Below are 18,876 nucleotides of genomic sequence, written 5' to 3'. Positions count from 1 at the left end.
GTTCGTTCACCTGTCGTTAGCCGTCTAGTTGGCCAAACCTTGCTACCAACGAGGGCGCGTCGGCCTGGGGCCGGCCGAGTCGGACCGGTGGAGTCGGAAACGGAGCGTTCGTGCGGTTCAAGGGGTTCACGGCAGTCGCCCTTGCGGCGTTGATCCTGGTCTCGGGGTGCACCAGCAGTAGCAAGCCGTCGCCGTCCGCGACCGCCGGCTACGACGCCAGCCCCAAGGCGCTCAACATCATCGCGGGCACCGAACAGGAAACGGTCGTCGACACGATCGTCAAGCCCTGGTGCCAGAGCAAGGGCTACCAGTGCAGCATCACGCTGAAGGGCTCCGTCGACCAGGCGCGGCTGCTCGCCGGCGGCAACACCGACTACGACGCGTACTGGTTCGCCTCGAGCGTCTTCGCCCAGATCGGCGACCAGGGCGGCAAGCTGCAGGACGTCAAGACGATGTTCCTGACCCCGGTCGTCTTCGCCGGTTGGCAGAGCGAGATGCAGAAGCTCGGCTTCGCCGGCCGGACCGACGTGGCCATCGGCGACATCCTGCAGGCCGTCGAGTCGGGCAAGACCAAGGTCTGGGTGACCAACCCGACGCAGTCGAACTCCGGCGCCACCGTCCTGTTCGGGTTCATGAACTACTTCGCCGGCAACGGGCCGGGCAAGGCGCTCACCCAGGAGCAGCTGGACTCGGCGCCGGTCGAGGACGGGATCACGCGGTTCATCAAGGCGATGGACCAGACGCCGCCGTCGACCGGCACGCTGATGGCCCAGTGCGTGGACCAGCCCGGCGACTGCCGCACGATGTTCACCTACGAGGACCTGGTGATCGAGAAGAACCAGGAGCTGGCGAAGGCCGGCAAGGAGCCGCTCGTGGTGGCGTACCCGCGCGGGTCGCTCGCGATCAGCGACGCGCCGCTGGGGTTCCTGCCGCACAACAACGGCGCCGACGCCGCCAAGAAGCAGATCCTCAACGAGCTGCAGGACTACCTGCTCAAGGACCGTGACGCGCAGGCCAAGCTGCTGAAGCTGGGCCGGCGCCCGGCCACCAGCGTCGGGCTGACCCTCGACAACCCGGACACCGCGGTCTTCAACCCGGCCTGGGGCATTCAGGCGACGATCAACGAGCAGGGGATCCAGTACCCGTCCGCGCCCGTCATCCAGGCCGCGCTGGACCGGTACCAGACCCGCTACCGGCGCCCGGTCAACGCCTACTACTGCCTCGACGGCAGCGGCTCGATGTCCGGCAACGGCGGGTGGGACGGCGTGAAGGCGGCCGCGCACCAGGTCTTCGACCAGGACCAGGCGGCGCTGAACTTCCTGCAGAGCCACCCGAAGGACGTGACCTCGGTCGCCATCTTCAACAGCAAGGTGACCAGCGGCCCGTGGACCGTCCAGGGCAACGACGCGGGGGCGCTGCACGGCCTCACCACCAACATCAACAACTACCGTCCCGGCGGCGGCACGAACATGTACACCTGCCTCAAGCAGGCCGGCGACGAGCTGGCCAAGCCCCAGGCCGACGACCGCAAGGGGCTGGTCGTGCTGATGACCGACGGCCAGTCGGAGACCGCCGAGCGTGACGCCGCGCTGGCGGCCCTGAAGGGCGCCCACGTGCCGGTCGTCGCGATCGCGTTCGGCAAGGACGCCGACCCCAGCCAGCTCAAGGAGGTCGCCGCGGCCACCGGCGGCGCGTTCGTGCAGCAGAACGACCTGGTGGCGGCGCTGCGCCAGGCGGCGGGGTACAAGTGAGGCGCCGGCTCGCCGCCCCGGTCGCGCTGGTCGCGGCCGTGGTGGTGTTCGGCGTCGTCTACGCGCTGACGCGCAGCCTGCTCTGGGCGCCGATCCTCGCGGTCGTCGCCGCGCTCGGCGTCTACCTGATGCTCGACGACCGCAACCGGGCCCAGGTCAGCAGCGACGACTACGCCGACGAGGCACAGGAGAAGGTCGACGAGGCCCTCAAGCTGATCCGCGGCATCGAGCGCCTCGCCAAGGACGTGCGCACGCCCGGCGCGCGCAAGGCGCTCGAGTCCGCGTGCCACTACGTGCCGGAGCTGTTCACCCGGGTCCGCGCGAAGTCGCCGAACAGCCTGTACTCGACCGCCAGCCAGATCGGCGGGCACCTGCGCAGCCTCGACGGCGCGGTGCGCCAGTACCTCGACATTCAGCGTCAGCCGGTGCTGTACCGCGACCCGGAGGCCCTGCGCGCCAGCGGCGAGCAGGCCTTCCAGCGCTTCGCGGACTTCGCCCTGGAGAGCGTCCGGCTGATCAACCAGGGCGACCTCGCGCAGTATCGCGCCAACCTCGACACCGTCGCGCCACCGAAGCTCCCCGAGCTGGGATGAAGGAGTCACGTTGAGATTGCCGAGCATCCGGTTCCTGATCGGGCTGGCGACGGTGATCGTTGTGTGCATCGCCGCCGTCGTGCTGTGGTCGAAGCTGGGCAAGTCGGGCACCGACCAGCCGGCCGCGACCCCGGACATGACGCTGAACTGCCTGGGCGGATCCGAGAAGTCCGAGCTCATGGCCGATGCGAACGTCAAGCGCGTCCTGCACGACAAGTACCACCTGACGATCAACTTCCAGCCGCTGGGCTCCTACGACCAGGTGCAGCTGAGCGCCGACGACCTGCGCGGGCGCAAGATCGACTGTCTGTGGCCGTCCAGCGCCAGCGCGCAGGCCGTCTTCGAGGCCCAGCACCAGGGCGCCTTCAAGGAGTACCGCGCGGAGAACATCCTGCAGTCGCCGGAGGTGATCTACGCCGGGCCGCGGGGCACCGACGCGCTCGTCGCCAAGGGCATCGTCCAGCTGCGCGACAACCGGTACTACATCGTCAACATGAAGGCGCTGCTGCTGGACTACATCAGCAAGAAGCAGACGTGGGAGGGCATCGGCGCGACCGACCTGCGCGGCCCGATCGCCGTGTCGAGCACCGACCCGGCCCGGTCCAACAGCGGCTTCGTGCTGGCCCAGCTGGAGCTCAACATCCTCGCCACCGACGACGTCTTCTCCGCGCCCAACCTGGACCAGGCGCGCAAGGCGATGCCGACGATGCGGGCGCTGTACGACGCCCAGGGCCTGCAGGCGCGCAGCTCCGACGCCGGGTTCCGGGAGTGGCTCACGCAGGGCGGCGAGTTCAAGTCCCCGTTGTACGCCGGGTACGAGAACCAGCTGATCCAGCAGGTCGTCCAGGCAGGGGCCAACAGCGCCGGCATCCTGAAGAACATCCGGGTGCTGTACCCCGACCCGACCATCTACAGCGACCACCCGGTGCTCGCCCTCAACGCGAACGCCGGCCGCTTCATCGACGCGATGAAGGACACCGACATCCAGACGATCGCGTGGAAGAGCTACGGCTTCCGCTCGGCCGTGCAGGTCGGGGCCAACAACATCGCCGACTTCAAGGACATCAGCCTCGCCGAACAGATCCGCACGACGGCGCCGCCGGCCGCCGACGTGACGTTGGCGCTGCTCAGCTGCATGAAGGACGCCAAGACGTGCCAGTGAGAGGGAACACGAGATGAGCGACGGACTCCAGATCGACTTCGGTAACCTCGTCGGCGGGCCCGCCGAACCGGCCGCCGGCGCCGCCGACAGCGCCATCACGGCCGCGGTCGCCGCGAGCGAGCCGCGCGCGCTCGTCTGCAAGGACCTGCTCAGCCCGGCGCAGCTCGCGCAGGCGGAGGCGGCGGCCAGGCAGCTGTACCCGGTGATGCTCGCCAACACCGACCAGCTCGCCGCGTTCGGCAACAGCGCGATCGACGGCGTCAACGCCCAGGTCAGCCGGATCTTCCGCGAGGTCGGCCGGGTCAACATCCCCGAGCTCACCGGCATCATGCACGAGCTCAACGACCGGATGCGCAACTTCCGCCGCAAGTACGACCCGAGCGACCCCAAGGTCCGCGAGACGTTCAACAAGTTCTCGGACTCCATCAAGGGCCTGTTCCGCAAGGGCCGCGACCTGCTGGAGATGCTGTTCGAGGAGGCCCGGACCGTCGAGCAGCAGCTGGACAAGGTCGCCGGCCAGCTCAGCGACAAGCAGCTGCAGCTCAAGCGCAACGTGGTGCTGTGCGACGAGCTGTACAAGGCCAACGAGGCCGCGGTCGGCCAGCTCGTCGGCGCGATCGCCGTGATGGAGCTGGTCCGTGACGTCGCGCTGGAGGACGCCCGCTCGATCAAGATCACCCCGGGCGCGCCGGACGAGCGCGACCTGCAGGAGCGGCTGTCGCTCGTCACGGAGTTCATCCAGGCCCTCGAGGTGCGCATCAACGAGTTCCAGCAGCGGCTCTTCGTCGCCTGGTCCACCTCGCCGCAGGTGCGCAACATCCGCACCCTCAACTACGGCCTGGGCCAGCGCCTCGCGCTGCTGATGAACCTCACGATCCCGACGATGAAGCTGACCATCGCCCAGTGGGCGCTGATGCTGCAGGCCAACCAGGCGGCCGACATGCAGCAGGCGGTGGCCGACGGCGCCAACGACGTGCTGTCGGCCTACGCGCAGGCGTCGAAGACGGCCGTGCCGCAGATCGCCCGGATCATCCAGACCCCGACCATCCGCCCGGAGACGATCCTGGAGGTCGCGGACTCGATCGACGCGCAGGCCCGCGGCATCGAGGAGGCGGTGAAGTACGGCCAGCAGAGGCGGGCCGAGGTCGTCACCGCGATCGTGACGGCCAACGAGTCGATGTCGCAGACGTCGCAGCGGCTGAGCAAGACCGTGGTCGAGCTCGTCTCCCGGGCCAAGGAGCCGCTCGCCCTGCCGGCCGGCCCGCAGCTGCCGGCGTCGGTCCTCGAGCAGGCCCCGGCGCTGGTACCGCGGACCAACGCCTGACGCCGGACCAGTGGGGCACGGATGAGCGTGCCCCACTGGCGACGCGCCGCTCTTGTCGCGTCGTGGACCGGACGACGCCCGGCCTTGGCGCCGTGCAGGAGACGATGCTCATCACGCTGCACGGGGCCTGACCTTGCGCGAGACGTGGCCGCTGAGCCGCCCCGACTGGCCGGTGCGCCGCGGCCTGACCCGCCGGGCCCGCGCCGCCTTGGCCGCGATCAATCCGGTGGTACCGCGGAAGATGACCAACAGCCGCGTCAACCTCTTCTCGGTCGACGCGCCGTAGCCCCTCGCCGCGGCGGCCCCACGCCGGCCGCCTTGCCGGCTCGGTCGGCAGCGGCGTCAGCGTGTGCCGGACCGGTTCAGCCCGGCGCGGACCGTATCCAGCCTTGCGGCCAGATCGGGGCTCGCCTCCCGCAGCGCGAGGAGGTCTGCGCGGGTCTCGAGCATCTGCGACCACAGCATGCCGCGACCCTGTTCGAGGAGCTCGAGCGGCCGGCCTGGTTGGCCGGCAGCGATGGCGCAGGCCGCCGCGTCGGCGGCGAGCCCGCTCCATTCGGCCAGCCGTAGTTCGCGGCTGGACCGACCCACCCCCCGCCAGGCCAGCAGCGGCAACAGCCCGGTGGTGATGGCGTAACCGTCGACCGAATCCGGCCATCGTTGCAGCGATGCGGCCAATTCGCCCCAGAACTGACCGGCCGCGATCCGTATCGCGACCGGCGCCGTGACCGCCGTGGCCGCACGTTGCCACGCATCCAGCGCCGCCTGCGCTTCGGCCGGTTCCCCGGCTCGCCCGAACCGGGCCCGCAGCGCGATGCCGAGGTTGAACAGGTACATCGCCCGGTCGGGGTGGCCGGCGGGGGCGGCGTCCACCGCGGCGCGCCCGGCCTCGATCGCGGCGTCGAGGTCGGCCGGCTCCCCGGCCCTGTCGAACCGGGCCCGCAGCGCGACGCCGAGGTTGGACAGCCAGCCCGCCTGTTCGCGGTGGCCGACCGGTGTGGCGGCCACCGCGGCGCGGCCGGCCTCGACCGCGGCGTCCAGATCGGCCGGCTCCCCGTACCCGTCGAACCGGGCCTTCAGCATGACGCTGAGGTTCGACAGGTACATCGGCCGGTCGGGGTGGCCGGCGGGGGCGGCGGCGAGCGCGGCCCGGCCGGCCTCGACCGCGCCGTCCACGGCAGCCAGTTCTCCGGTTCGATCGAACTGACGCTGGAGCGCGCCGGCGAGGTTGGCCAGCCGGCCTGGCCGCTCGGGGTGGCCGGCGGGGGTGGCGGCCACCGCGGCCCGGCCGGCCTCGACCGCGGCGCCCAGGTCAGCCAGCTCCCCGACCTGCTCGAACCGTGTCCGCAGCATGAAGCCGAGGTTGGACAGGAACGTCGCCTGGTCGGGGTGGCCGGTGGGGGTGGCGGCCAACGCGGCCCGGCTGGCGGCGACGGCGGCGTCCAGGTCGGCCGGCTCCCCGACCCGGTCGAACCGGATCTGGAGTACGCGGGCGAGGTTGGACAGCCGTCCTGCCCGTTCGGGGTGGCCGGCGGGGGTGGCGGCCACCGCGGCGCGTCCGGTGTCGACCGCGGCGTCGAGCTCGGCCGGGTCCCCGTACCGTTCAAACCGGGCGCCCAACGCGAGGCTGAGGTTGGACAGCCGGAGTGCCAGTTCGGGGTGGGCGGCGGGGGTGGCGGCCACCGCGGCGCGCCCGGCCGCAAACGCGGCGTCGAGGTCGGCCAGTTTCCCGTGCCGCTGAAACCGCCGCTGGAGCGCGGTGGAGAGGTTGGACAGCCGTCCTGCCTGTTCGGGGTGGCCGGCGGGGGTGGCGGCCACCGCGGCGCGGCCGGCCTCGACCGCGGCGTCGAGGTCGGCCACCGCGCCGGCCCGCTCGAAGCGGACCTGCAGCACGAGGCACAGGTTGTGCAGGTAGACCGCCTGGTTGGGGTGGTCGGCGGAAATACTCTGCATGGCCCGGTGGAGCAGCTCGATGCCCCGGTCCAGCGCGGCCGGGTCGTCGACCTGGAGTGCTCGCTCCAGGACCGTGTTGACCTCCTCCGCCCAGGCATCCGGGTCGGCCGCTCGCAGCGTTCTTGTGCCGAGCAACCGCACGGCCAGGCCGCCGACGATTGCCGCCTTGGCCAGCACGGACAGCATCCAGCCGCGCCAGTCCCCGCCGTGGGCGAGATAGGCCCAGCCGGGAACGGCGATGACCGCGAGGGCGATGACCGCGATGAGCACGGCAGGCGCGGTCACGAGGTCGGTGAGCCCCCTGCCTGCCGCTGTGGCCGCGACCAGCCCGGCCCAGGCGGCGATGCCGGCGGCAAGCGTGATCAGCCGGTCGGCCGGCGGCAGGACCGCCGTCGCGGCGACGCCGGCGAGCGCGACGGCACCGCCGATATACACGGCAACGCCACGGGCCCGGCGGCCTCCGCGTCGCGGCGGGCCGGAGGGGATGGTCGATCCTCCTGGAGTCAGATCTCCTCCACGGCTGTGCGGGTGTCGTCACCGTAGCGTCTGCGCCGCGGATCGGGCAGGTGCGCCGCGCGGCGCGGGCCGGCGCGGGCGAGCGTGCCGGTCGGGGACGGTGACAGAATCGGGCACCTATGGATCCCAGCCGCGTCCTCGCCGCCCTCGCCGATCTTGCCCCGGCCGGGCGGGACCGGGTGCTGGACGTGGCCAAGGGGGACCAGCCGCTCGTCTGGCTCGCCGATCCCGAGCGGGCGCCGCGCGGGCGGGACGCCGACCGGCTCGCCGCGCTCGACGCGCTGCACCGCGACGAGCGGATTCTGCGGCGCGGGTGGGCGTGGCTGATCGGGACCGCCGAGGTCGACGGGTCGGCCCGGCGGCTGCGGCTGCCGCTGGTGTCCGAGCCGGTCCGGCTGGAGCGGTCCGGGGGCGGGCTGCGCGGGCACCGGGTCGTCGCCGCCGGGGATCTCGAGGTCACGCCGCTGATCACCGACCGGGAGGTCGCGGCGGCGCTCGAGGCGTCGCCGGGCCTGGGCGGGGCCGCCTGGCTCACCGGGGTCGAGATCATCGCCTGGGTCCGGACCGCGGCGGAGGCGGCCGGGTTCAAGCCGGACCGGATCGCCTACGACGAGGCGCCGGCCGGGCGGGCCGCCGACGGGGAGCTGCTCGGGCAGGCCGCCGCCGCGCTGTACGTGGTGCGCGACGTGTCCTCGGCGGGGCTGCGCGACACGCTGCGGGCCTGGTCGGCGCGGGCCGGGCTGGAGCAGACCGCGCTCGCCGCCGTCTACGCCGATGCCGCCGCGGCGGGGGAGCCGGGCGCCGAGGAGGTGTACTCCCCGCTGCCCCTCAACGCCGCCCAGCGCGACGTCGTGCGGCGGGTGCGGCGCGAGCGCGTCGTCGTCGTGTCCGGGCCGCCGGGCAACGGCAAGAGCCACGCCGTCGTCGCCGCGGCGCTCGACACGGTGTACCGCGGCGGGTCCGTGCTCGTCGCCACCCAGGCCCCGCACGCCGCGCAGGTGCTCGGGGAGCTGCTGAGCCGGTATCCGGGGGCCGAGCCGGTCCTGTTCGGCGACGCCGAGCGCCGCGACCGGTTCGCGCAGCGGCTCGCCGAGGGCCGGCCCGAGGGCGTCGCCGCGCGGGCGCTGCAGCGGCGGCGGGAGGAGGCCGGCGCGGCCGCGGCCGCCGTCCGGGCGCTCGAGGACGGGGTCGGGGCCGCGCTCGAGCTCGAGCGGCGGGCCGCCGCGATGCGGGTGTGGGAGCCGCTGCTGGCCGGGCTGCGGGCCGAGGCGCCGCGGGTGTTCGCCGGAGATTTCGACGTACCGCGGGCAAGAAGGCTTTTGGCTTCTCGTTTTCTGCGGGACTGGCGGGTGCGGCGGATGGCCGGGGTCGGGCCCGACCGGCTGCCGGCGCTGCTCGAGGCGCTCGAGGCCGACCGGGCCGCGGCGACGCTCGCGGTGAACGGCGGCACCGATCTCGCGGCGGTGTGGCCGGCGCTGGAGGCGGCCGAGGAGCGGCTGCGCGACGCGGTCGGCGCGGCGATGCGCGACGACGCCGCGGCCGCGGACCGGTGGGGCGGCGACGCGCGGCGCAGCGCCACGGGCCTCGCCGCCGCACTGCGGGCCGGGCGCAACCGCCGCCGGGAGGCCCTCGCCGCGCTCGACGGGCCCGCGCTCGTGCGGGCCATGCCGCTGTGGGTCGGCACCGTCGCCGACGTCGAGGACCTGCTGCCGCCCACGCCGGGCCTGTTCGACCTGGTCATCCTCGACGAGGCGGCGCACATCGACCAGATCCGGGCCGCGCCCGTCCTCGCCCGGGCCCGCCGCGCCCTCGTCGCCGGCGACCCGAGCCAGCTGCGGTTCGTGTCGTTCGTCGCCGACGTCGACGTGGCCGAGACGCTGCAGCGCCACGGGCTGCCCGACCGGATCGACGTGCGGCGCTCCAGCGCCTTCGACGTGGCCGTCGGCGCCGCGCCCGTCACGTGGCTCAGCGAGCACTACCGGTGCGCGCCACACCTCATCGGCTTCGCCGCCCGCCGCTTCTACGACGGCCGGCTGACGCTCATGACCCGCACCCCGGCGACCGAGCGCCAGGCCGCGATCGACGTCGTGCGCGTGCCCGGCGCGGCCGTGCGCGACGGCGTCAACCGGGCCGAGGTCGACGCCGTCCTCGAGGCCGTCCGCGAGCGGGCGCAGCGGGGCGCGACGAGCATCGGGGTCGTCACGCCGTTTCGCGCCCAGGCCGACGCGATCGAGGCCGAGCTGCTGCGGGTGTACCCCGTGGAGGAGATCGACCGGCTCGGGCTGCGCTCGGGGACGGTGCACGCGTTCCAGGGCGCCGAGGCCGACACGGTCATCGTCTCGCTGGCCCTCACCGACGCCGACACCCCGGCCCGGGTCCGCTTCGCCGCCGACCCCAACCTGTTCAACGTCATGACCACCCGCGCCCGGCGGCGCCTCGTCGTCGTCACGTCCCTGACCCGCGGCAGCGGTCTGATCGGCGACTTCCTCGCGCACGCCGCCGCGCCGCCGGCGCCCGCCGGCCCGGACGGCACGCCGGTGCCGTGGGCGGAGCGGCTGGCCAAGGAGCTGGCGGCGGCCGGGCGCGACGCCCGGGTGGCGTACGCGGTCGGGAACTGGACAGTCGACCTGGTCGTCGACGGCGTCGGCTACGTATGCGCGCCGCACCCGGACGGTGACGCGGCGCACCTGGACCGGCAGCGGGAGCTGCGGCGGGCCGGCTGGACGCTTCGGGAGGCGTTCGCCAGCAGATGGGGTGCGGATGCGGTACGCGCGGCCCTCGACCTGTGATTTCAGGGTCGGTTGACAGGGTTTTCCCTGAAGCCGCGCAGCGGTTTGCGCATCACACTCGACGTATGACCGTACGCCGCATCTTCACCGTCGTCGGGGCCGCGCTCGCCGGCGCCGTGAGCGCCTCCGACGACGCCGTGCCGCCGGCCGACCCGCGCGAGGTGCGCTCGCTGCTCGTCGAGATCGGGCTGCTGCGCCCCGACTCGTTCGCGGCCGCGGTGCCGCTCGCGCTGCGCCGCTTCCAGGCCCGGGCGGGCCTGGTCGTCGACGGGGTGGCCGGGCCGCGCACCACGCAGGCCCTGGCCCGTTCGGCCCGCGAGGCGCGCCACCTGCGCGCCCTGGGCATGGCCGCCTGACGCCCTAGGCGGGCAGCGCGCCGAGGAGGTGCATCAGGCCCTCTTCGGTGCCGATCGCCCCGCGGTCCTCGGGGTGGTTGAGGTAGTGGTTGACGGCGTCGTGCAGGAACTCGCGGTTCACCGCCGAACGCTGCAGCTGCAGCTGGATGCGCTGCAGGTTGCGCCGCCGGCCCAGGCCGTGGCTCTTCACCAGCTCCGGCCACAGGATGCCCAGGCGACCCACGCCGAACACCGTCGGCAGCGGGCCGGTCATGATGGCCTCCCACGGCACGTCGTACGTGACGAACGCGTCGACCACGCTCAGCCCGTCGGGGCGCAGCACCAGCAGGCCCGTGCCGCGCACGAGCATCAGGACCGACACGACCCCGAAGTAGGCGATGGCGAGCGTCACCGCGAACAGCATCCAGGTGAACACGCCCCAGCTGTCGTCGTCGTAGACGATGGACAGCAGCAGCGCGACGAGCGGCGGGAACGTTGCCGCGTTGGTGGCCAGCCCCGAGTACGACGGCGGCGCCACGAACTGCCCCGGCCGGATCGACAGCAGGCGCGGCTTCGGCCGCCGCCCCGCATTGACCAGCACCCCCGCGCCGGCCACGACCACGAGCACCACCGCGACGAGCTCCGTCCAGAGCTCGGCGTGCATCACCACCGCGAACGGCAGCAGCACGATGCCGGCACCGCCCACGAGCGCGTAGTACAGCCAGGCGTTGCGCCGGCCTAAACTGTCTTCCCCGTTCGCATTCTGTGACACCGCCCCACCTCCAATGCACGGAAATGTATCGGCTCGCCGCGACGCCCTGCCGCCACGAATTCGACACAGCCTAAAGGCACCGTGCCACATGGCATGCATGGACCTCCACGTGTCCTGATAACTGGCATTTCCCGCCCCCTCGCCGTCACCATGGTCGGATGTACGACGACGCACCGTGGCGGCTGCTGGCGCGCGATCTCGTGGAGCGCATCGAACACGACGTCCTGGCGGTTCTGGACGGCATCGATCCTTTGCTGCTCAACGTTTCCGCCGAGCCCGGCACCAACGGCATAGGCTGGCTCGTGTGGCATTTGTCCCGCAGCCACGACCGCAACGGCAGCGAACTGCTCGGCGTGGCGCAGCTGTGGATCGCCGAAAATTGGCACACTCGATTCGGCCGCGCCGCCGACCCCGACGAAACCGGATACCGCCACACACCGGCGGAAATGGCGGCGTTTCGCAGCCCGGCCCCTTCGGTGCTCGCCGGCTATCACCGCGCGGTGACGGCCCGCCTGCTGTCCATCGTGGACAATGCACCGGACCTCAGCGCCCCCGCGTTCAGCCCGACCCTGGGCGACACGGCCACCGCCCGCGCCCGCCTCGCCGGCGTCCTGGTCGAGGGCCTGGAGCACGCCGGCCAGGCGGCGCTGCTGCGCGGCGTGCTTGAGCGCCGATAAATCATCCGAACGGCCGACCGATTCCGGCTGATTGCGGGCCGCGGGGCCACCGCCGTCGCCGCGCTGCCGGACCTGCTCGCGCCGGGGCGCCGCGCCGTGCCGGCCGCCGCCGGCCTCATCGTGGAGGTCGCCGCGAAGGAGGCGCACCCGGCGCCACAGGCGTAGCGTCCCTGCCCGTGGATCACGGGTTGGACATCATCCGGAACGGATAGTCAACGCGGTCAGCCGACGCGGTAGGTGATGTGCGTGGCCGACGGGGTGTCGACCGTCTCCACGTGGGTCAGGGCGGCGGGGGCGCCGCCCGCGAAGAGCGGCGTGCCGGCGCCGAGCAGCATCGGGGCCACGTGCAGGCGCAGGCGGTCGGCCAGGCCCGCCGCCAGGACCTGCTGCGCGATCGACGCGCCGCCCATCACGTGCACGTCCTTGCCGCCCGCGGCCGCCTTCGCGGCGGCGATCGCCGGTGCGACGCCGTCGACGAACGTGAACGTGGTGTCGGACTTGCGGACCGGGGGCTCGACGCGGTGGGTGACCACGAAGACCGGCATGTGGTAGAAGCCGTCGTCGCCCCAGCCGGACGTCACGTCGTACACCGTGCGGCTCGTGACGACCGCCCCCGCGGCGGCGAACGTCGCGGCGGACAGCGCGCGGCCGGCGGGGTGCTCCAGCCAGTCGTGCAGGGGCTCGCCGCCGGCGCCCAGGCCCTGGTGGGGGCCGGGGTCCGGGCCGGTGACGAAGCCGTCGACGGACACGGTGATGTTGATTTCGACGTCGCTCATGACCGTACCGACGTGCGGCACGGCATATCTCACCGGTGAAAAACCGGACGGGGTGCGTCCGTACGGGTATGACAGTGGTCGTGGACGCCGACACGTTCGCCGAGCTGAGCCGGCGCTACCGCCGCGAGCTGCAGCTGCACTGCTACCGGATGCTCGGCTCGGCCGAGCTCGCCGAGGAGCACGTCCAGGAGGTGTTCCTGCGCGCATGGCGGGGGCGCGACGGGTTCGAGGAGCGCGCCAGTGCCCGCACGTGGCTGTACCGTATCGCCACCAACGCCTGCCTGGACACCCTGCGACGGGCGGAGCCGAGCCTGCAGCCGTACCCGGACCAGCTCCTCGACGACGCACCCGGGCCCGACGCCGTCGCGGTCGGGCGGGAGACGGTGTCGCTGGCGTTCATGGCGGCGATCCGGCTGCTGCCGCCGCGGCAGCGGGCCGTGTTCGTGCTGCGCGACGTGCTCGCGTTCTCCGCGGCCGAGGCGGCGGGGCTGCTCGGCATCGGGGTCACCGCGGCCAACAGCGCGCTGCAGCGGGCCCGGGAGACGCTGCGCGGGCGGTGGCCGGGCGGGCGCCTGCAGTGGCCGGCCCGCGGCGGCGACGCGGCCGAGCGGGAGATCGTGCGCCGCTACATCGAGGCGCACGAGAGCGCCGACCCGGAGAAGCTCATCGCGCTGCTGAGCCGGGACGTGCGGCTGAGCATCGAGCCGGGCGCCGGCGTGTGGGACGGGCGGGACCCGGTCGCCGCGGGGCTACGCGAAGGCATGAACACGCCCGGGGCGTGGCGGATGGTGCCGACGGCGGCGAACCGGCAGCCGGCCGTCGCCGCGTACGTGCGCGCGGCCGGCGCCGGCACCTACCGGGCGTTCGCGATCATCGTGCTGCGGGTCGAGGACGGCCGGCTCGCCGGCATCGACGCGTGGGAGGAGCCGGCGCTGTTCACGCGGTTCGGGCTGCCGGATTCGTCACAGCCCTGAGCTGCCGGATTCGTCACAGCCCTGAGCTGCCGGATTCGTCACAGCCCGGAGCGTGAGGCGGGCCTACCCTGGCCGGGTGCGGACCCTGCCGAGCACCGACGACCTGCTGCGGGCCATGACCGTCCTGGGAGTTCCGGGCGACCCGCTGTACATCATGAAGGACCACGACGACGACCGCCGCCGCGCGGAGCTGCTCGCCCACATCACCGCGGCGCTCGTCGAGCGGCTCGAGGCCCTCGAGACCCTGGCCGGGCTCGGCGTCGACGACCGCGCCGACCTGCACTGGCAGGCCGACCGCGACGCCGCCGGCCCGGGGCGGGTGGACCGGCTGCAGGCGGCGCGGCTGGCGTGGGTGCAGCAGAGCGTCACCCGGGAGCGCGGCCGCCGGCCCGACGCGCACGCCGACGCCGTCGCCACCACCCTCGGCGTGCTCATCGAGCTGCTCGCCCACCGCGGCACCGCCCGTGCGGCCGGGCCGATGGTCGCCGACGCGGTCGCCGGGCTGTGCGCCGCCGCCGACCACCTCGGCACCGTGCTGCGTGCGGCGCCGGGGGAGTGCGTCTGAGCGTCGCGTTGCCGACAGGTGCGACCATCGATGCGTGGACGGGTTGAAGCCCAACGAGTACTCGCTCGTCGTCCTCGCGCTACTGCCCCCGGCGGCCGGCGCCGCGTTCCGCGGGCCCTGTGGCTCAGCGACGACGTCGCCGACGGCCGGCCCCTCCTCGCGCTGTACGTGGCGCTCGGCGCGCTCGCCGGCGGGCTGCTGGCGCCGTGGGTGCGCACCCGGCCGATGCTCGTGCGCAACCTGCCGCCCGGGATCATCGGCGTGTCGCTGGCCGCGTTCGGGCTGCAGTTCGACAGCGACGACCCCACGATGCCGGCCGCCCTGGCGCTGCCGATCACCGCGGGCATCGCCGGCCTGGCCATCGCCGCCGCGGCGGTCGCGGTGCTGTGGATCTCCGGGCGGTACACCATCGAGCTGCACCACCGCGCGTCGGTCCGGCTGACCTCGGAGCGCGACACCGAGTTCTACCAGGCCCGGTGCGACTGCGGCTGGCGCAGCACCCGCTTCGCGCTCGGCCCGGACGACGACGCCGAGCGCGAGGCGTTCGCCGCCGCGCACGAGCACACCCCGTCCGTCCGCCAGGGCGTCGAGCTGCAGTGGTGACGCCCGGCCTCACGGCTTCGGCGGGGCACCGGCCTTGAGGAAGTCCTCGACGGCCTTCGCCGCCTCGGCGGCGCCGTCGCCGGTCACGGTGAGCAGCGCGGTGCCGTGCAGCTGGCCGGGCACGATCGCGAGGCTGCGCCGGTTGCCGGGGGTGGCGTCGTACAGCTGCTGCGCGGAGCTTGCGAAGGCGCTGTCGCCGCTCGCCGCGACGTACAGCACCGGCACGTCCAGCCGCGGCACCGCCGGCAGGGCGTCCTCCCCGGCGTAGTCGGCCGGGCCGGACAGGCTGATGACGGCGGTGGCCGGCGGCTCGAGGCCGGCGGCGGCGACGAGGGTCGCGGTGGCGCCGCGGGAGGCGCCGATGAGCACGACGTCGCGGCCGCCCTTGGCCCGGGCGAACGCGACGGCGGCGGCGATGTCGCCGGAGGCGCGGCCGGTCTCGGCGCGCTGCGAGCGGCCCTCGCCGTTGAAGTCGAACGCGAGGACCCGGTAGCCGGCGGCGGCCTGCTGCTTCGCCCAGGCGAGCCATGAGCAGCCGGTGGCGGCGGCCTGCGGTGCGAGGACGAGGGTCACGCCGCCCTGGCCGAGCAGGTAGCCGGCGAGGTACGTCCCGGCCTGCCCGGCGAACGCGACCTGCTTGTCGTTGAGCTCCGGGTCGGCGCAGAGCCGGTCCGTCGGGCTCGGCGCCGCCCTGGTCGTCGCGGACGGCGCCGCCGTCGCCGCGGGCTTGTCGGGGCCGGCGCAGGCGGCCAGCAGGAAAAGGCACAGGGTCCCCGTCACGATGCGCATATCGATGCGACTCGCGAGCGGCCGATCCGGTTGCATCAATCGCCGACCTGGGTGCCGGTCCGCTCGGCGCGGGCGGCGCCCCAGTCGTAGAGGGCCTGCAGGACGGGGGCGAGGCTGCGGCCCTCGGCGGTGAGCTCGTACTCCACGTGCGGCGGGTTGGTGCCCAGGCCCCGCCGCGCGACGAGCCCGTCGGCCTCGAGCTCCCGCAGCCGCTGCACGAGCATCTTCTCGCTCACGTGCGGCATCCGCCGGCGCAGCTCGCCGTAGCGGTGCACGCCCTCCTTGAGGTGGGCCAGGATCACCGGGCGCCACTTGCCGCCGACGACGTCCACGGCCAGTTCGACCGGGCAGTGGTACCGCTTGAGCATGCTCGCCTCCGGGGTACTCACCGGAAGGTGCGTACTTGTGGCGCCGCCCGGTGCGTGATCGTGTGCCTGGTGTGAGCCAACCAGAGACTCCGACGTTGTACGAATGGGCCGGCGGGACGGAAGCGTTCGTGCGCCTGTGTGACGCGTTCTACGAGCGCGTCCGCGCCGACGAGGTGCTCGCCCCGATGTTCGCCGGCATGGACGCCGAGCACGCGCGCTACGTGGCGCTGTGGCTGGCCGAGGTCTTCGGCGGCCCCGCCGTGTACACGACCGAGCACGGCGGCTACCCGCACATGCTGAGCAAGCACATTGGCCTGGCCATCACCGAGCCGCAGCGGCGGCGCTGGGTGAACCTCATCATGGACGCCGCCGACGCGGCCGGCCTGCCCGACGACCCCGAGTTCCGGGCCGCGTTCGCCGGCTACATCGAGTGGGGCACCCGGCTGGCCGTGAGCAACTCCCAGCCGGGTGCCGACCCGGTCCGCCAGGCGCCCGTCCCGCGCTGGGGCTGGGGCGTGGCGCCGCCGTACGCGGGCTGAGCTACCAGACCATGTTGATCTCGTTCTGGTAGTTGTCGTAGCCGCCCCGGGCGAACGCCCGGGCCATGGGCCCGTTGCCGACGTCCGTCGTCGCCCGGATCCGCGGCGCGTCCTGCTCGGCCAGGACGCGGGTGCCCTCGGCGAGCACGTCGTCGATGTAGCCGCGGCCGCGGTGCTCGGGAAGGACGCCGATGTAGGCGATGATCGGCCCGTAGCCGTTGCGGGCCGGGAACACGAACCCGACCGGCTCGCCGCCGGGCAGGGTCGCCACCCGCCACCATTCGGCCGGGCTCGGGTACTTGACCAGCTCGCCGTGCAGGTGCTCCTCGGCGACGGCCCGCGGCGGGAGCCGCTCGAGGTCGGACCGGTGGTGGGCGTCGAGGGTGCCCTCGACGGCCTTCGTCATCAGATCCAGGGCTTCTGCGGTACCGCTGAAGCTGCGGAACTGCAGACGACCGGAGGCGGCGGGAATGCCGGCCCCCGGCCGCCACTCCAGCCGGAGGCGCTCGACGAGGGCCCGGGCGCCGAGGCGCTCCAGCACCGCCATGCGCGAGCGCACCGGCTCCGGGTCGTCGCGCCAGTCCGGCGGGATGAAGCGGATGTACTCCGGCGCCGTCGCGCCGGGCGCGATCGCCGCGAGGGCCGTGCGGACGAGCTCCTCGCCCGCGCCGTCGTGTCCCTCGGCGAACTCGAAGTGGTCCATGAGCAGCGGCTCGGCGTCCCCGGCGCGGCTCCACCAGGCGGCCTTGGCGACGACGCGGTCGCCGTCGAGGGCCATCCAGAGCCATTCGGGCCGGCGCCGCCCGGCGTCGAGGTCGCCGTCGAGCTCCGGGTCGAGCACGGACGGCAGGCTGCGGAAGAGGTCGAGCTCGTCACGCCCCGCGATGGGGCGGAAGGTGCGTTGCATGTGAGGCTCCAGTGTTCGTGACGCGTACAGCGGACATTGCTGGCTCCTCCTTCCCGGCGGTCGTTCGCCGCCGGCGCCCGTTGTACCCGCCGCGGCCGCCGCCGCGCAACGCCTTTATCGCCCGCCGCTCACGCCGGGGCCCGCCCAGCGCGATCGGCCGGTATCGCAGGGCACTGCTCCACGGCCATCGCGCGCAGCGAGGAGGTCCCTCACCTGCGCCTGCTGCGCTGCGCGGGCCGCCGCACGCAGGCGCAACGCCCGGTGACCGGGTGGATTCAGCGGCGAAGTGGGTAGTGGAGCCCGGATGAGCCGAATCGTCACCGAGGAGGCGAGCATGCATCTGTCCTTCCTGCGCCCGCTGTACGAGACGGCGGGGCCCTGGGCGTCGGTGTACCTCGACGGCACCCGCAACACCGAGGACGCCGCCACGCAGGTCCGGCTGCGCTGGCGGGCGGCCCGCGCGGCGCTCGAGATGGCCGGCTGCGGCCCGGCCACGGCCGGTGCGCTCGAGGCGACCCTGCTCGAGCGGCCCGCCGGCGAGGGCCCGCAGGGCCTGGTCGCGTTCGCCGCCGGTGGCCGGACCGCGCTGAGCCGCGTCCTGCCCGCGCCGCCGCGGCGCGAGATCGCCGCGTTCGGCCCGCTGCCGCACGTCATGCCGCTGCTGGCCCAGCTCGGCGAGTCCCTCCCGTACGTCCAGGTGCGCGTCGACCGCACCGGCGGCGACATCGAGGCGGTCGACGCCGGCCGGCTCGTGCACACCGCCGAGGTCGAGGGCCGCGAGACGTTCCCGCTGCATCGCGTGAAGCCGGGTGGCTGGTCGCAGCCGCGGTACCAGCGCGCCGCCCACGTCACCTGGCAGCGCAACGCCGGCGACGTGGCCGCCGCGGTCGCCGAGGCCGCCCAGGACTGCGCCGCCGAGGTCATCGTCGTGGCCGGCGACCCGCAGGCCCGCCCGATGCTCGTCGCCCGGCTCCCGGAGTACTGGCAGGAGCGCACGGTGCAGACCGACATCGCCGCCGGCGCCCGCGCGCCCGGCGCCGACCACACCGCCCTCGACGACGTGACGGTCGCCGCGATCGCGCAGCGCGCCGCGGCCAACGCGCGAGTGGCGTTCGACCGCTACCACACCCAGCACGGCAACGACGCCGCCGGCGCCGGCCTGCCCGCGGTCGTCGCCGCGCTGCAGCGCGGCCAGGCCGACACGGTTCTCCTCGTCGACGACCCCACCTCGACGGCCGAGCTGTGGATCGGCCCGGAGCCGCTGCAGGTGTCGTTCGACCGCGCCGAGCTGCTCGCCATGGGCGTCGTCAACCCGCAGCGCGTGCGCGCCGACGCGGCACTGGCCCGCGCGATCGCCTGCTCGGAGGCCGACCTGCTCTTCGCCGCGCCGGAGGAGGTCCCGGCCGCGGGCGGCGTGGCCGCGGTCCTGCGCTACGCCGACGCCGCCACCCGCCGCCGCTGACGCGGTCCGCCCATTCGTCGA

General features: G+C 73.8%; 19 protein-coding genes. 13 read left to right on the top strand and 6 right to left on the bottom strand.

The window, feature by feature from the left end:
* Window positions 1–110: 110 nt before the first annotated feature.
* From ACQEVU_RS30350 to ACQEVU_RS30330, 5 genes are all read left to right on the top strand, one after another.
* Window positions 111–1,751, top strand: coding sequence for a vWA domain-containing protein (locus ACQEVU_RS30350; RefSeq protein ID WP_433329478.1), 1,641 nt, complete (start codon window positions 111–113; stop codon window positions 1,749–1,751).
* On the top strand, window positions 1,748–2,344 hold the full coding sequence (locus ACQEVU_RS30345) for a 5-bromo-4-chloroindolyl phosphate hydrolysis family protein (RefSeq protein WP_433329476.1): 597 nt from the start codon (window positions 1,748–1,750) through the stop codon (window positions 2,342–2,344). The genes ACQEVU_RS30350 and ACQEVU_RS30345 overlap by 4 nt, the downstream gene beginning before the upstream one ends.
* Window positions 2,345–2,354: 10 nt before the next feature.
* Window positions 2,355–3,506, top strand: a complete 1,152-nt coding sequence (locus tag ACQEVU_RS30340; protein ID WP_433329474.1) for a hypothetical protein — start codon at window positions 2,355–2,357, stop codon at window positions 3,504–3,506.
* A gap of 13 nt (window positions 3,507–3,519) precedes the next feature.
* Window positions 3,520–4,830, top strand: coding sequence for a toxic anion resistance protein (locus ACQEVU_RS30335; protein WP_433329472.1), 1,311 nt, complete (start codon window positions 3,520–3,522; stop codon window positions 4,828–4,830).
* Window positions 4,831–4,963: 133 nt separating this feature from the next.
* A complete protein-coding gene (locus tag ACQEVU_RS30330) occupies window positions 4,964–5,116 on the top strand; it encodes a hypothetical protein (protein WP_433329470.1) in 153 nt (50 codons plus the stop codon).
* Between the two features lie 56 nt (window positions 5,117–5,172).
* Here the strand turns inward: ACQEVU_RS30330 and ACQEVU_RS30325 are convergent, their stop codons facing one another.
* Window positions 5,173–7,218: a hypothetical protein gene (locus ACQEVU_RS30325; protein WP_433329468.1), complete on the bottom strand. Its 2,046-nt coding sequence runs from the start codon at window positions 7,216–7,218 to the stop codon at window positions 5,173–5,175.
* A 200-nt stretch (window positions 7,219–7,418) separates the two neighbouring features.
* Between ACQEVU_RS30325 and ACQEVU_RS30320 the strand changes: the two genes are divergently transcribed.
* Together ACQEVU_RS30320 and ACQEVU_RS30315 are read left to right on the top strand one after the other, a co-directional pair.
* Window positions 7,419–10,088: an AAA domain-containing protein gene (locus tag ACQEVU_RS30320; protein WP_433329466.1), complete on the top strand. Its 2,670-nt coding sequence runs from the start codon at window positions 7,419–7,421 to the stop codon at window positions 10,086–10,088.
* A 65-nt stretch (window positions 10,089–10,153) separates the two neighbouring features.
* Entirely contained in the window at window positions 10,154–10,444 is a 291-nt protein-coding gene (locus tag ACQEVU_RS30315) for a peptidoglycan-binding protein (RefSeq protein WP_433329464.1), read from the top strand.
* Between the two features lie 4 nt (window positions 10,445–10,448).
* Here the strand turns inward: ACQEVU_RS30315 and ACQEVU_RS30310 are convergent, their stop codons facing one another.
* Window positions 10,449–11,195 carry a hypothetical protein gene (locus ACQEVU_RS30310; RefSeq protein WP_433329462.1) on the bottom strand — a complete coding sequence of 249 codons (747 nt, stop codon included), beginning with the start codon at window positions 11,193–11,195 and terminating at the stop codon, window positions 10,449–10,451.
* A 158-nt stretch (window positions 11,196–11,353) separates the two neighbouring features.
* On the opposite strand from ACQEVU_RS30310, the gene ACQEVU_RS30305 reads away from it, so the two are divergent.
* Window positions 11,354–11,872 carry a DUF664 domain-containing protein gene (locus ACQEVU_RS30305; RefSeq protein WP_433329460.1) on the top strand — a complete coding sequence of 173 codons (519 nt, stop codon included), beginning with the start codon at window positions 11,354–11,356 and terminating at the stop codon, window positions 11,870–11,872.
* 221 nt (window positions 11,873–12,093) lie between these two features.
* Here the strand turns inward: ACQEVU_RS30305 and ACQEVU_RS30300 are convergent, their stop codons facing one another.
* Window positions 12,094–12,648, bottom strand: a complete 555-nt coding sequence (locus tag ACQEVU_RS30300; protein ID WP_433329458.1) for a dihydrofolate reductase family protein — start codon at window positions 12,646–12,648, stop codon at window positions 12,094–12,096.
* A gap of 68 nt (window positions 12,649–12,716) precedes the next feature.
* Here ACQEVU_RS30300 and ACQEVU_RS30295 point away from each other — a divergent pair, with 68 nt between their 5' ends.
* The 3 genes from ACQEVU_RS30295 (at window position 12,717) to ACQEVU_RS30285 (ending at window position 14,790) form a co-directional block, all read left to right on the top strand.
* Complete coding sequence (locus tag ACQEVU_RS30295; protein WP_433329456.1) at window positions 12,717–13,622, top strand: sigma-70 family RNA polymerase sigma factor; 906 nt, start codon at window positions 12,717–12,719, stop codon at window positions 13,620–13,622.
* A gap of 76 nt (window positions 13,623–13,698) precedes the next feature.
* Window positions 13,699–14,187, top strand: a complete 489-nt coding sequence (locus ACQEVU_RS30290) for a hypothetical protein (RefSeq protein WP_433329454.1) — start codon at window positions 13,699–13,701, stop codon at window positions 14,185–14,187.
* A 30-nt stretch (window positions 14,188–14,217) separates the two neighbouring features.
* Entirely contained in the window at window positions 14,218–14,790 is a 573-nt protein-coding gene (locus ACQEVU_RS30285; protein ID WP_433329453.1) for a hypothetical protein, read from the top strand.
* A 9-nt stretch (window positions 14,791–14,799) separates the two neighbouring features.
* On the opposite strand, the gene ACQEVU_RS30280 is transcribed toward ACQEVU_RS30285, so the two are convergent.
* Window positions 14,800–15,570 (bottom strand): alpha/beta hydrolase family protein, encoded by a 771-nt coding sequence (locus ACQEVU_RS30280; protein ID WP_433329451.1) that lies wholly within the window; start codon window positions 15,568–15,570, stop codon window positions 14,800–14,802.
* Window positions 15,571–15,614: 44 nt separating this feature from the next.
* A complete protein-coding gene (locus tag ACQEVU_RS30275; RefSeq protein ID WP_433329449.1) occupies window positions 15,615–15,968 on the bottom strand; it encodes a winged helix-turn-helix transcriptional regulator in 354 nt (117 codons plus the stop codon).
* A 50-nt stretch (window positions 15,969–16,018) separates the two neighbouring features.
* Between ACQEVU_RS30275 and ACQEVU_RS30270 the strand changes: the two genes are divergently transcribed.
* Window positions 16,019–16,486 (top strand): group II truncated hemoglobin, encoded by a 468-nt coding sequence (locus tag ACQEVU_RS30270; protein ID WP_433329447.1) that lies wholly within the window; start codon window positions 16,019–16,021, stop codon window positions 16,484–16,486.
* A gap of 1 nt (window position 16,487) precedes the next feature.
* Here the strand turns inward: ACQEVU_RS30270 and ACQEVU_RS30265 are convergent, their stop codons facing one another.
* Entirely contained in the window at window positions 16,488–17,393 is a 906-nt protein-coding gene (locus tag ACQEVU_RS30265) for a GNAT family N-acetyltransferase (RefSeq protein WP_433329445.1), read from the bottom strand.
* 334 nt (window positions 17,394–17,727) lie between these two features.
* Between ACQEVU_RS30265 and ACQEVU_RS30260 the strand changes: the two genes are divergently transcribed.
* Window positions 17,728–18,855: a Vms1/Ankzf1 family peptidyl-tRNA hydrolase gene (locus ACQEVU_RS30260; RefSeq protein ID WP_433335138.1), complete on the top strand. Its 1,128-nt coding sequence runs from the start codon at window positions 17,728–17,730 to the stop codon at window positions 18,853–18,855.
* Window positions 18,856–18,876 lie beyond the last annotated feature (21 nt).

This window comes from Dactylosporangium sp. CA-139066, from assembly GCF_050936175.1.
Lineage (GTDB): Bacteria > Actinomycetota > Actinomycetes > Mycobacteriales > Micromonosporaceae > Dactylosporangium.
This window is presented reverse-complemented; position numbering and strand designations above follow the sequence as displayed.

What these genes read in the sequence shown, in the direction of transcription:
- ACQEVU_RS30335 (WP_433329472.1), top strand. Translation starts at nt 3,520, where the DNA reads ATGAGCGACGGACTCCAGATCGACTTCGGTAACCTCGTCGGCGGGCCC.
- ACQEVU_RS30320 (WP_433329466.1), top strand. Translation starts at nt 7,419, where the DNA reads ATGGATCCCAGCCGCGTCCTCGCCGCCCTCGCCGATCTTGCCCCGGCC.
- ACQEVU_RS30315 (WP_433329464.1), top strand. Translation starts at nt 10,154, where the DNA reads ATGACCGTACGCCGCATCTTCACCGTCGTCGGGGCCGCGCTCGCCGGC.
- ACQEVU_RS30305 (WP_433329460.1), top strand. Translation starts at nt 11,354, where the DNA reads ATGTACGACGACGCACCGTGGCGGCTGCTGGCGCGCGATCTCGTGGAG.
- ACQEVU_RS30300 (WP_433329458.1), bottom strand. Translation starts at nt 12,648, where the DNA reads ATGAGCGACGTCGAAATCAACATCACCGTGTCCGTCGACGGCTTCGTC.
- ACQEVU_RS30295 (WP_433329456.1), top strand. Translation starts at nt 12,717, where the DNA reads ATGACAGTGGTCGTGGACGCCGACACGTTCGCCGAGCTGAGCCGGCGC.
- ACQEVU_RS30285 (WP_433329453.1), top strand. Translation starts at nt 14,218, where the DNA reads ATGCGTGGACGGGTTGAAGCCCAACGAGTACTCGCTCGTCGTCCTCGC.
- ACQEVU_RS30265 (WP_433329445.1), bottom strand. Translation starts at nt 17,393, where the DNA reads ATGCAACGCACCTTCCGCCCCATCGCGGGGCGTGACGAGCTCGACCTC.
- ACQEVU_RS30260 (WP_433335138.1), top strand. Translation starts at nt 17,728, where the DNA reads ATGCATCTGTCCTTCCTGCGCCCGCTGTACGAGACGGCGGGGCCCTGG.